Origin of the sequence: Ramlibacter sp. PS4R-6, from assembly GCF_037572775.1 — a bacterium.
Lineage (GTDB): Bacteria > Pseudomonadota > Gammaproteobacteria > Burkholderiales > Burkholderiaceae_C > Ramlibacter.
In genome coordinates this window covers 375,709-387,939 of record NZ_JBBHKA010000001.1, presented here as the reverse complement: position 1 = coordinate 387,939, position 12,231 = coordinate 375,709, and the positions used below count along the sequence as shown (strand labels likewise).

At 69.9% G+C, this 12,231-nt stretch carries 10 protein-coding genes; 7 read left to right on the top strand and 3 right to left on the bottom strand.

Annotated features, from left to right (window positions below; all coding sequences use genetic code 11):
• Positions 1–24: 24 nt before the first annotated feature.
• The 3 genes from WG903_RS01880 to WG903_RS01870 are packed head-to-tail and all read right to left on the bottom strand — an operon-like array spanning position 25 to position 3,422.
• Positions 25–951 carry an MBL fold metallo-hydrolase gene (locus WG903_RS01880; RefSeq protein WP_340072495.1) on the bottom strand — a complete coding sequence of 309 codons (927 nt, stop codon included), beginning with the start codon at positions 949–951 and terminating at the stop codon, positions 25–27.
• Positions 948–2,633 carry an AMP-binding protein gene (locus WG903_RS01875; protein ID WP_340072494.1) on the bottom strand — a complete coding sequence of 562 codons (1,686 nt, stop codon included), beginning with the start codon at positions 2,631–2,633 and terminating at the stop codon, positions 948–950. Before WG903_RS01875 ends, WG903_RS01880 begins: the two co-directional genes overlap by 4 nt.
• A 51-nt stretch (positions 2,634–2,684) precedes the next feature.
• Positions 2,685–3,422, bottom strand: coding sequence for an FFLEELY motif protein (locus WG903_RS01870; RefSeq protein ID WP_340072493.1), 738 nt, complete (start codon positions 3,420–3,422; stop codon positions 2,685–2,687).
• Positions 3,423–3,489: 67 nt separating this feature from the next.
• Between WG903_RS01870 and WG903_RS01865 the strand changes: the two genes are divergently transcribed.
• The 7 genes from WG903_RS01865 (at position 3,490) to WG903_RS01835 (ending at position 12,211) form a co-directional block, all read left to right on the top strand.
• Positions 3,490–3,987, top strand: coding sequence for a hypothetical protein (locus tag WG903_RS01865; RefSeq protein WP_340072492.1), 498 nt, complete (start codon positions 3,490–3,492; stop codon positions 3,985–3,987).
• A gap of 7 nt (positions 3,988–3,994) precedes the next feature.
• On the top strand, positions 3,995–5,608 hold the full coding sequence (locus tag WG903_RS01860) for a GMC family oxidoreductase (protein ID WP_340072491.1): 1,614 nt from the start codon (positions 3,995–3,997) through the stop codon (positions 5,606–5,608).
• Positions 5,608–6,513 carry an esterase/lipase family protein gene (locus tag WG903_RS01855; RefSeq protein WP_340072490.1) on the top strand — a complete coding sequence of 302 codons (906 nt, stop codon included), beginning with the start codon at positions 5,608–5,610 and terminating at the stop codon, positions 6,511–6,513. The genes WG903_RS01860 and WG903_RS01855 overlap by 1 nt, the downstream gene beginning before the upstream one ends.
• Positions 6,514–6,599: 86 nt before the next feature.
• Positions 6,600–7,256 (top strand): helix-turn-helix transcriptional regulator, encoded by a 657-nt coding sequence (locus tag WG903_RS01850; protein WP_340072489.1) that lies wholly within the window; start codon positions 6,600–6,602, stop codon positions 7,254–7,256.
• A 44-nt stretch (positions 7,257–7,300) separates the two neighbouring features.
• The gene (locus WG903_RS01845) at positions 7,301–7,960 is read left to right on the top strand and encodes a Crp/Fnr family transcriptional regulator (RefSeq protein ID WP_340072488.1); all 660 of its coding nucleotides are present in this window, start codon (positions 7,301–7,303) and stop codon (positions 7,958–7,960) included.
• Positions 7,957–8,979, top strand: a complete 1,023-nt coding sequence (locus tag WG903_RS01840) for a M4 family metallopeptidase (protein WP_340072487.1) — start codon at positions 7,957–7,959, stop codon at positions 8,977–8,979. The genes WG903_RS01845 and WG903_RS01840 overlap by 4 nt, the downstream gene beginning before the upstream one ends.
• A gap of 94 nt (positions 8,980–9,073) precedes the next feature.
• Positions 9,074–12,211, top strand: coding sequence for an ATP-binding protein (locus WG903_RS01835; protein WP_340072486.1), 3,138 nt, complete (start codon positions 9,074–9,076; stop codon positions 12,209–12,211).
• Positions 12,212–12,231: the final 20 nt, after the last annotated feature.

The following is a 12,231-nucleotide window of genomic DNA, read 5'->3' as shown; positions in this document are numbered from 1 at the left end:
GCAACCTCCGTTGTTCGGAATCCCTCAGATGTTATAGAGCATCGCGCCTTCGCGCCGCGCTGCGCTGGCCCGCTCGAGCTCTGCGGTGAGCATCTGCAGCCATTCCTCGAAGGCAATTGAAGACGCAAACCGGCGATGCACCCTGGCCATGTAAGGCATGGAGCGCGCCCAGCCGAGGAGGTCGCTCCAAGCGATCGACTGCCACTCCAGCAGCTTGAACTTGATCAGCACCTTCATCGCATGGGCCGCGTGACGCTCCGGGTGAGCGACCTGCCCTGCCAACCGGCTGCGCGCGCGGGCCAGCGAAGCTGCCACCTGGGCACCGCCGAACGGCGTGCCATGGCCGGGGATCACGGTGCGCGGCGCGAGCGATTCGATGAGATCGAGCGTCGCGCCGACCTCCGCAAAGCCCTCTTCGCCATCGAGCTCGGGAAACACGACGCCAAAACCGTTCTCCCACAGCGCGTCCGCGGAAATGAGCGTTCGCGACGCCGGCTCGAACAGGATGACAGAGTGCGGGTCGTGGCCCGGCGCCGCATGGACCTGCCAAGCCGACTCGCCTAACCGGATGTCTTGGCCGGGCCGCAGCAGCGCATCAAACCCGAAACGGTCGCAAGACTGCCCCGTGGCGGTGTACGTCAGCACGGACTCGTCCCAGCGCGCCACGGCATCGGCGTGTCCCGGCGGGATCAGTGTGCGAGCCGACGGATATGCGGCCTTCAGCGTGGCGTTGCCGCCGCAATGGTCGCTGTGCAGGTGCGTGCTGACGATCAATTGCAGCGGCGCCGCGCCGAGCAGGTTGCGCACGAGCGCCAGCGTCTGCGCCGCATGAGCCACGTAGCCGGTGTCCACGACGGCGGTCACGCCCGTGGTGAACACCACGTTGTTCGACGACAGCCAGCCGCGCTCGAGGACGGCGACGCCGGCGGGAAGGACTGCCGCAGCGGTCATCGCGCAGTGCGCAGCTCCCGCCTCAGGATCTTGCCGACGTTGGTCTTGGGCAGGTCGTCGCGAAACTCGATGTACTTGGGCACCTTGTATCCCGTGAAGTTCTGCCGGCAGTATTTCATGACATCCTCTTCCGTGAGGATGGGGTCGTTCTTCACCACGAAGACCTTGATGGCTTCACCCTGCTTCTCGTCGGCCACGCCGATGGCGGCGCACTCGACCACGCCCGGGCACAGCGAGATCACATTCTCGAGTTCGTTCGGGAACACGTTGAAGCCGCTCACCAGGATCATGTCCTTCTTGCGGTCGACGATCTTGGTGTAGCCGCGCTCGTTCATGACGCCGATGTCGCCCGTGCGCAGGAAGCCGTCGGCGGTGAAGGCCTTCGCGTTCTCCGCAGCCTGGTTGTAGTAGCCGCGCATCACGTTCGGGCCGCGGATGCAGATCTCGCCGGACTGCCCCAGCGCGACGTCATTGCCGTCGTCGTCCTTGATGGCGATGTCGATGCTGGGCAGCGGCAGGCCGATGGTGCCCGTGAACTCGCTGCTGGTGACGATGTTGTTGGTGCCGATGGCGCAGGTCTCGCTCATGCCCCAGCCTTCCACCATCGGGCAGCCGGTGAGCTTGTGCCACTGCTTGGCCGTCCCTTCCGACGCCGCCATGCCGCCGGCCTGCGTCAGGTACAGCTGCGAAAAATCCAGGCTGCGGAACTGCGGGTGCTGCATCAGCGCGTTGAACAGCGTGTTCACCGCCGGGAACACGTTGAACGGGCGGCGCTTGAGCACGTCGACGAAGCGACCGAAGTCGCGCGGGTTCGGGATCAGCGTCATCCACGAACCCCAGCGGATCGACAGCAGGCAGATCGTCAGCGCGAAGATGTGGTACAGCGGCAGTGCCGCGATGGCGTTGGTCTTGGTCGGGTCGCCGATGCGTTTCACGGCTGGCGTGAACCAGGCCTCGGCCTGCAGGATCGCCGCGACGATGTTGCCGTGCGTCAGCACCGCGCCCTTCGACAGGCCGGTCGTGCCGCCCGTGTATTGCAGGAAGGCGACCGAATCGAGCGTCTGCTCGGTGGGCTTGAGCGACATCGACGTGCCTTCGGCGACCGCGCGGTTGAAAGCCGTGACCTTGCGGCCGTCGCCCAGCGGGATGCGGAAGGGCGGGACCATCTTCGCGAGGTGGCGCACGGCGAATGTGATCCAGGTGCCGTAGACGAAACCCAGCAGGTCGCCCATCGACGCCAGCACCACGTGCTTGACCGGCGTGCGTTCGATCACCTCGGACAGCGTCTTCGCGAAGTTTTCCAGGATGACGATCGCCGTGGCGCCGGAGTCCTTGAGCTGGTGCTCGAGCTCGCGCGGCGTGTACAGCGGATTGACGTTGACGCAGGTGTAGCCCGCGCGGAGGATTGCGGCCATTGCGACGGCGAACTGCGGCACGTTGGGCAGCATGATCGCGACGCGCGCGCCGGGTTCGAGCCCCTGCGCCTGCAGCCAGGCGCCCAGCGCGGCCGACAGCCCGTCGAGCTGGCCGTAGGACATCCACCGCTCCATGCAGACGGAGAAAGGCCGCGAGGCGTTCTTGCGGAACGACTCTTCGAGCAACTGGGTGAGCGAACGGTACTGCGAGGGATCGATCGCGTGCGGGACTTCCGCCGGGTAGCTGGCCAGCCAGGGCTTTTGCATGTCTCGGGACTCTCCTTGCCGCGCGATTCTCCGGGTGGGCGGCCCGCTCGGTTAGGGTGCTTGTCCTAAGGTGCGCGCGAGCTGCGTCTCGCAGGCGACAGCCGGCGCGTCGAACAGGTCGGCGATCAGGCGCGATTCGCGCTCCTCGATGATGCCCAGGAACGTGCGGGCGCCGTCGCCCCGCGCCATGGAGGCGAAAGTGTCGAAGCCCGCTTCGAGAAAACCCTGAAGCGATGCCAGCCCCGCGGCATGGGCGGGGCCGCGCATCATGCGCAACATCGTGCGCAGCCCGGGCGTGCGCGTGAGCCGCGCCATCTCGCGGCCGATGGCGAGCACGTCGGACAACTGCGCCTCGCGCTCCGGCCGCTTGCCCACTTCGCGCCAGGCCGCGATGTAACGAGCGGCTTCCGGCAACGACGCGTCGAGCCCCAGCCAGGCCACGCCCATGCCGTGGTCCAGCGCCTCGGTGAGCGCATGAAGGGACGCCAGGTTGACCGCCGTCTGCGCCACCTGCGACGGGAAGAAGCGTTCGATCGCTCCGGCGATGCGCGCGAACTGCGCGTCGCGCTCGGCAAAGTCGCGCTCGCTGTACAGCTCCTCGAGGAAGAAGGTCGCCGCCGCGCTGTAGGGGCCGCGGGCCATGATGTCCTCGTACGTGCCCGAGAAGCGCCGCGCCTGCAAGGCCTTGATACCGATCACCGCTTCCCGCAGGCCGGGCCGGGCGGCTTGCGCCTCGCGCAACTCCCCCACGCGGGCGACGGCATTGCGGATGGTCTGGGCGGCCTCCATGGGCTGCACAGTCTATCTAGGCTTGCGCCTCTAGTGACGAAGCGCGGGCCCATGCGATAGTGCCCGCATGCGAAGAAGGACATGGCTCGGGCTGGGCGCGGCATCGGCCCTGGTGCTGGCCGCCGGTGGCGGCGCAGTGGCGTTGCTCTCTGCCCCCGGCCTGGAGGACGGCAAGCTGTCGGCGAGCTCGCGGCGCGTGTTCGCGGGCGCAGCGCGAGGCTTGCTCGACGGGACCCTCGCCCAGGACCCGCCGCCTGCATCCGCGCTGCTCGATCGCATCGACGCCCTGGTGGGGAACCTGCCGCCCCACGCGCAGGCAGAGCTCTCGCAGCTGCTCGCCTTGCTCGCCAGCGCACCCGGCCGGCGCACGTTCGCGGGCCTGGCCCCGGATTGGCCCGAGGCCAGCGTCACCGAGATCCAGCAGGCGCTGCAGGGCATGCGCCTGTCGCAACTGGCGTTGCGGCGGCAGGCCTACCACGCGCTGCACGACATCGTGGGCGCTGCCTACTTCTCCGAGCCCGCGACCTGGGCGGCGCTCGCATACCCCGGCCCCATCGCCCTGTAGGAACGCCATGAGCCAGATCCCCGATCCGATCCGGGAAGGCCTCGCGCGCGGCTGGCACGTGCGCGGCGGCCCGTACGGCGACCCGCCGGCGCGCATCGAATGCGACGTCGCCATCGTCGGCTCCGGCGCGGGCGCGGGCATCACGGCGGAACTCCTGGCGAACGCCGGCCTGAAGGTCGTGATCGTCGAGGAAGGGCCGCTGCGCAGCAGCACCGACTTCCACCAGCGCGAGTCCGAGGCCTATCCCTCGCTGTACCAGGAAAGCGCGGCACGCAAGACCGCCGACAAGGCAATCAACATCCTGCAAGGGCGCTGCGTGGGCGGCTCCACGACGGTGAACTGGACCAGCTCCTTCCGCACGCCGGTGGAGACGCTGGAGCACTGGCGCAAGCACTTTGCGCTGACCACTTACGACAACGATTCGCTCGCGCCCTTCTTCACGCAGGCCGAGCGGCGGCTGAACATCGCCCCGTGGCTGCCGCCGCCCAACGAGAACAACGACCTCCTGCGGCGCGGCGCCGCGAAGCTCGGCATTCCCGCGGCGGCCATCGCGCGCAACGTCAAGGGCTGCTGGAACCTCGGCTCCTGCGGCCTGGGCTGCCCGACCAACGCCAAGCAATCGATGCTGGTCACCACCATCCCCGCGGCATTGAACCGCGGCGCGATGCTGCTGGTGGAAACGCGCGCCGAGCGCTTCGACATCGCGGGCGGCCGCGTGCGCGCGCTGCGCTGCGCCGCCGTCGGCGCCAACGGCCGTCCGCGCCACGCGCCCGCCGTGGAAATCTCGGCGCGCCACTACGTGCTGGCCGCCGGCGCGATCAACTCGCCGGCCGTCCTGCTGCGGTCGGAGGCGCCGGACCCGTTCGGGCGCCTGGGCAAGCGCACGTTCCTGCACCCGGTCGTCCTGTCGGCCGCGACGATGGAACAGAAGGTCGAGGGCTGGCAGGGCGCGCCGCAATCGATCTACAGCGACCATTTCCTGCATACGCAGGCGATCGATGGCCCCATGGGCTTCAAGCTCGAGGCGCCGCCGCTGCACCCGGTCATCTTCGCGTCGACCGTGACCGGCTACGGCGAGCAGCATGCCCGGCTGATGCGCGGCTTCGCGAACACGCACGTGCAACTGGCGCTGCTGCGCGACGGCTTCCATCCCGAGTCGCCCGGCGGCAGTGTCAGCCTGCGCAGCGACGGCTCGGCCCTGCTCGACTACCCGCTGAACGACTACGTCATGGAAGGCGGGCGCCGCGCCCTGCTGGCGATGGCCGAGATCCAGTTCGCCGCCGGCGCCCGCGAAGTGGTGCCTGTGCACGAACTGGCGCGGCCGTACAACTCCTGGCGCGAGGCGCGCGAAGCGATCGCGCAATTGCCGATGAAACCCTTGCTCGCCAAGGTGGTCAGCGCGCACGTGATGGGCGGCTGCGGCCTGGCCGGTGAGGAGCGCCTGGGCGTCGTGCGACCCGACGGCGTGCATTGGCAGCTCGACAACCTCTCGGTACACGACGGCTCGCTGTTCCCGACCAGCATCGGCGCCAACCCGCAGCTGTCGATCTACGGCATCGTGAACCGGCTGGCGCAGGGACTCGCGCAACGCCTCGGCGGCGGCAATGTGATACTCGCCTGATGCCATCGCATTCGGCCCTGGCCCGGCTGCAGCAGGTCATCGCGGTCGGCCTCCTCGCGGTCGCGCTCGCGTGGTTTGCGTGGCGCTGGCCCGCATCGCCGGCGTGGGCCGTGCTGGGTGCGCTGGCGATCGTCTTCTCCTATTCGTTCTTCCTGGCAGCCGAATTCGTCCTGCTGAAGACCGTCGGCGCGCGCGACCCGGCGCCGCGGCCGTCCTGGGGCGATGCCGTGCGCGCCTGGTGGGGCGAGACCTGCACCACGCCACGTGTTTTCTTCTGGCGCCAACCCTTTCGCTGGCGCGCCGAACCCGACTTCCTCGAAGAGACCGCGCGTGGCAAGCGCGGCGTGGTCTTCATCCACGGCTTCGTTTGCAACCGCGGCTTCTGGAACCCGTGGATGGCGCAGTTCCGCGCCGCGGGCATCCCGTTCGCGGCCGTGAACCTCGAGCCCGTGTTCGGCTCGATCGACGCCTACCGGCCCATCGTCGACGAAGCCATCGAGCGCGTGCGCGCCGCGACCGGGCTCGCACCCGTCCTGGTGTGCCACAGCATGGGCGGCCTCGCGGCACGCGCATGGCTGCGTGGCGCGGGGGATGCCGGCCGCGTGCACCACGTCGTCACCATCGGCACGCCGCACCACGGCACATGGCTCGGGCACTTCAGCCACACGGGCAACGGGCGGCAGATGCGGCTGGATGGCCCGTGGGTCGAACAGCTCGCGCAAGCCGGCGTCGCCGCGCCCTTCACGTGCTGGTATTCCAACTGCGACAACATCGTGTTCCCCGTGTCCACCGCCACGTTGCCGGGCGCCGACAACCGGCTGGTGCCCGGCATCGCGCACGTGCAGCTCGGCTTCCGCCCCGAGATCGTTGCGGCGACGCGCGAGCTGCTGGCTGCGCCAAGTTAATTTCTCACACGAAAGCGCGGCCCGTTTTCATACCGGCGGCGCGCCCTCCGTTCCTATGCTCGGGCCCATTACACATGGGAGCGCACATGGAACTGGTTGCAGAGAAGGGGGAGCAGGGGGGCGTAGCCGCTGTCGCAGGCGCGGCCGGGCCTGAATCGGGCCTGGCCGCGCTGGTCGACGAACTGGCGCACGGCGTGCTCCTCACCACTTTCGACGCGCGGCTGCTGCATGCCAACCAGGTGGCGCGCCACGAGCTGGTGCGCGGCGGCGCCATCGGCCTGTGGGACGGCGGCTTCGTGCAGGCCTGCCGTGCCGAAAGCGACCGCGAGCTGCAATCGGCACTGGCCCGCTCCGCGCACGGCAAGCGCTCGCTCGTGCACCTCGAATCGATGGAAGGCGCGCCGCTGCCCGTCGCGGTGGTGCCGATCAAGCCCGTGCCCGGCGATCCCGCGCGCTGCGCCATCCTGTTCTCGCGCCGCACCGTCTGCGACGCGCTGATGCTCGGCTTCTTTGCGCGCCGCCACGGCCTGACGCCGACGGAGGAACAGGTGCTGGCCGTGCTGTGCGAGGGCCTGTCGGCGCCGCAAGCCGCGCTGCGCATGAACGTGGCGGTGTCAACCATCCGCAGCCACGTGCGCAGCATCTGCGCCAAGACCCGCGCCAGCGGCGTGCGGGAGATCGTACGACGTGTGGCGGTGCTGCCACCGGTGGCCCCCGCATTCCCGCACCAAGCCGTTCACTGAGCTCATCCGTCATGCTAGAGTGACCCCCGTTAGGGGAGTCACCAATGGTCTTGCCGAGCCCGCCGGCCGCCCACGAGAAGCTGGTCGCCGCACTGAGCCCGAGCCTGCGCGCGCTGGCGCTGCGCGGCACGTTCCGCACCTACCGCAAGAACAGCGTCATCATCAACGAGGGCGAGATCGGCGATTCGCTGTTCGTCCTGCTGGAAGGGCGCGTCAAGGTCTACTCGACCGACGCCGACGGCAAGGAGATCACCTACAACATCGTCGACGCCGGCGACTACTTCGCCGAGATGTGGCTCGATGGCGGCCCGCGCTCGGCCTCGGTGATGACGCTGGAACCCAGCGTGTGCTCGGTGGTCAGCCGCAACGCGCTGCGCGACCACCTGGCCGACGAACCGGAGTTCGCCCTGGAGCTGGTGTCGCAGGTGATCCGCCGCGCGCGCGCGGCGACGGAGACGGCGCGCAACATGGCGCTGCTCGACGTGTACGGCCGCGTGGTCGCCACGCTCGAAAGCCACCAGGGCTCCGCCTCGGCCGAGAACCCCATCACGCTCACGCAGATCACGCACCAGCAGATCGCCAGCCGCGTCGGCGCCTCGCGCGAGATGGTCAGCCGCCTGCTCAAGGACCTGGAGAAGGGCGGCTACATCGAGCTGGGCGTCAAGCGCATCACGCTGCGCAAGAAGCTGCCCGCGCGCTGGTGAGCGCGCGCCTGCGCTGCGTCTGCTGCGCGCTGCCCAGGCGAGCCCTCGAGCACGTGGGCCTGGGCCACCACCACGCCGCCACCGAGCGCCTGCGCAGCGAGCGCCATGCGCACACCGTCGACCTGCGCGCGGCAGCGGCCAATGGCAAGCGCGAGCGCTTCGTCTTCGACGCGGCCGGAACCGAAGCCTTGCCCGGCACACTCGTGCGGCCCGAGGGCGCGCGCGCCGTGGGCGATGCCGCCGCCAACCAGGCCTACGAGAACGTCGGCATCACGCTGGACTTCTACGCCAAAGTGTTCGGCCGCGACTCGCTCGATGGCGCCGGCATGGACGTCAGCGCCAGCGTGCACTGGGGCGAAGGCTTCGCCAACGCGATGTGGACCGGCAAGCAGATGCTGTTCGGCGATGGCGACGGCGTGCGCGTGCGCGGCTTCACGCACTGCCTGGACATCGTGGCGCACGAGCTCACGCATGCGGTCACGCAGCACGCCGTGCGCGGCGGCCTGGGCATCGTCAAGCGCAAGGGCAAATTGGACCTCGCGGGCGAGGCGGGCGCGCTGAACGAATCGATCTCCGACGTCTTCGCCTCGTTGGTGAAGCAGTGGCACCGCAAGCAGGACGTGAAGCAGGCCGACTGGCTGGTCGGCGAAGGCGTCTTCGCGCCCGAGATCGGCCGCGCCGTGCGCTCGTTGAAACAGCCGGGCGACGACCGGCTGACGTACGGCGGCGACGACCAGGCCGGCGACATGCGCGGCTTCGTGCCCGGTGGCGACGTGCACGCCAATTCCGGTATCCCCAATCGCGCGTTCTACCTTGCGGCTACCGCGCTGGGCGGCCGCGCGTGGGAGCATGCCGGGCGCATCTGGTACGACAGCGTCCCGCGCTTGAAGCCGAAGGCGACCTTCGTCGATGCGGCACATGTAACGAGCGAAACCGCGGCACGCCTTTTCGGCATTGCATCGCGCGAGCAACACGCCGTGCAGGCGGCGTGGCAAAAAGTCGGGGTGCTGCCCGCCTAGGGCGACACCTTTGTTATCCTTTGCCGTCGCACCCCCCGGGTGCGCGCATTTGGAAAAGCGGAGGCGAGGGCAAGGCATGCGCTGCCGGTCCTGCATGACGGTCAACCCCACGGGGAACAGGTACTGCGAGCAGTGCGGGAAGCAGCTGCAGCTGGCCTGTGCCAGGTGCGGGCACGACGTCGCGCTCTTCGCTCGCTTCTGTGGCAACTGCGGCAGCGGCGTGCAGGCCGCCGAAGCCGGGCACGCCACGCCCAAGTGGGGCGAGCTCAAGCAGGCCACCGTGCTCTTCGCCGACATCGTCGGCTCCACCGAACTCGTCGCGCACATGGACCCCGAGCAGGCCATGGCGCGCCTGCGCCCCGCCGTGCTGCGCATGCGCCATTCGGTCGAGCGCTTCGGCGGGACCGTGGTGCGCACGCTGGGCGACGGCGTCATGTCCATGTTCGGCGTACCGCGCGCGCTCGAAGGCCATGCGCTGCTGGCGTGCCAGTCGGCCTTGCACATGCAGGCCGCGTTCGGCCATGGCGGCGACGGCCTGAAGATCCGCATCGGCCTGCACTCGGGCCAGGTCGCATCGGACCCGGAAGACGCCGAGGACGGCCGCGGCGGCGGCGCGCACGGCCTGACCATCCACCTGGCCAGCCGCGTCATCGGGCTGGCGCAACCCGGCGGCGTCACGCTCACCCTGGCGTGCCGCCGCGAAGCGGGCCCGGGCTGCCTCACCACGTCCATGGGCATGCACCGCCTCAAGGGCATCCCCGAGCCGGTGGAGATCCTCGCGCTGGAAGGCGTGGAAGCGGCGGCGCGGCGCAACGCCACGGCGCGCCTGGTGCAAACGACGTTCCGCGGCCGCACCCACGAGCTCGCCTTGCTCACCCGCACGATCGCCGAGGCCGGCACGCCGCAGGCGCTCAACGTGCTGGGCATCGCCGGCGAGCCGGGCGCGGGCAAGAGCCGCCTGTGCGAAGTGTTCACGCAGCAATGCATGCTGCAGGGCATCCCCGTCTTCGACGTGCGCGCGCAGCTGTACGGCCATTCGCTGCCGCTGCAGCCGATCCTGGAGCTGTTCCGCACGCACTTCTTCGGCATCGCGCCCGGCAACGACGCTTTCACGGCCCGTGAGCACATCGCCGGCGCGTTCGAGCCGCTCGCCACCGACGACACGGACCTGCAGCTCCTCTACGAGTTCTTCCGCGTCGCCGACCCCGACATGGCGCCGTTGGCGCTCAGCCCCCGCGCGCGCCAGTCGCGCGTGGCCGGCCTCATGCGCCAGCTGGTGCGCCACGACGCCGGCACGCGCCGCGTGATCCTCATCGAGGACCTGCACTGGATCGACGACGCCAGCGAGGAGTTCGTCGCCACCATCGCCGACGCGGTGGCCGGCACGCAAACGCTGCTGCTCCTGAACTACCGCCCCGCGTACCGCGCGCCGTGGCTGCGGCAAGGCAGTTTCCGCCAGCTGGAGCTGGGCGAGCTGCCGCCGGCCGACATGGATGCGCTGGTGGGCGAGCTGCTCACCGACACCACGTCGCTGCCCGACATCTGCCGCCTGGTGTGTGAGCGCGCCGGCGGCAACCCGTTCTTCGCCGAGGAACTGGTGCGCACCATCGTCGAAAGCGGCCTGATCGACCCCGCCACGGGCCTGCCGGTGGGCGGCCTGCAATCGGTGGAGCAAGCCTTGCCCGCCACGCTGCAGGCGGTGATCGGCGCGCGCCTGGACCGCGTGGGCGAGCCCGAGAAAACGCTGCTGCAGATGTGCGCCATCATCGGCAAGGAGATCCCGCTGGCCGTGCTGGAGCACGTGGCCAGCCCGCTGGCCGCACAGATCGAGCACGGCCTGGACGGCCTGTGCCAGGCCGGCCTGATCCTGCCGCAGCACACGCCCGGCGGGCGCACCTTCGCCTTCCGCCACCCGCTGATCCAGGAGGTGGCCTACACGACGCAGCTGAAGGTGCGGCGCGGCCAGGTGCACGCCAGCGTGGCGCAGGCCATGGAGCTGTACTACGCCGGGCAGGTGGACGAATTCGCGGGCCTCATCGCCTACCACTTCGAGCAGGCGGGCCAGCCGCGCCCGGCCGCGCGCTACAACGCGCGCGCGGCCGACTGGGTGGCGTCGGCCGATTCGCGCCGCGCGATGGCCAGCTGGCGCAAGGTGCGCGAGCTGCTCAAGACGGTGCCGGCCGACGCCGAGAGCGACAGCCTGCAGGTGCTGGCCTGCGCCAAGATCGCCTGGCTGTCGTGGCGCGAAGGCACGCCGATGGCCGAGGTGATGCCCTTCATCCGCGAGGCGCGCGAGATCGCCGGCGACGGCGACGCGCGCATCCTGCGCCTGCTGCTGTTCCTCGAAGGTCGCATGCTGCAGGCCAACGGCGCGTCGGTGGACCGCTATGCGGAGCTGGTGAGCGAGGCGCTGGCCATGATGGACCCGCAGGCCAGCGCCGGCAGCAAGATGCTGCTGCACACGGCGCTGTGCCAGGCCTACGGCTGGGGCGGCGTCTTCAGCAAGGCGCTGGCCGCGAGCGAAGCCGCCCTGGCCGGCGCCGACGAGGTGGACCCGATCGACCAGCAGTTCATCGGCTACAGCCTGCGCCAGTGGATCCTGGTGCTGCGCGGCCGCCTGCTGGCCCGCCTGTCGCGGCTGGACGAGGCACGCGGCTGCCTGCGCGAGGTGACCGACACGCCTGCGAGCCAGGTGGACCCGGTGCTGATGCAGATCGCGCACTACGGCCTGACCGAGGTGGCGTGCATGGCGCGCGACGCCGAAGCCGCCGAGCACCACGCGGCGGTGGTGGCGCAGATCGCCAAACGCCAGGAGAACGCCTACCTCAACGCCTTTGCCAATGCGTGCCGGGCCATGGTGCACCAGCTGCAGGAAGAGTTCGAGCCGGCGCGCGCGAAGTTCCGCGAGGCGCTGGCGCTGGTGCGCACCCACAACGTGGCCAAGGAGTTCGAGACCGAGCTGCTCGCGTGCCTGGCCGAGTGCAGCTATGCGCTGGGCGATCTCGCGATCGCGCGGGCGCACAGCGTCGAGGCGATCTCGCTCTGCCACGAGCGCAACAACCGGCACCAGCATGTGCGGGCGCTGGCGATTGCGAGCGCGATCGCGCGCGGCGAGGGCGATGCCGGCCAGGCGGACGCGCTGCACGCGCAGGCCCGGCGTCTGGTCCGGGACAGCGAGGCGGGCGGGCTGGCTTTCCGAGTGGCAGTACTTCCGGAACTGGTCTTCGACTGAGAAACCGTCCGATCGGTTTA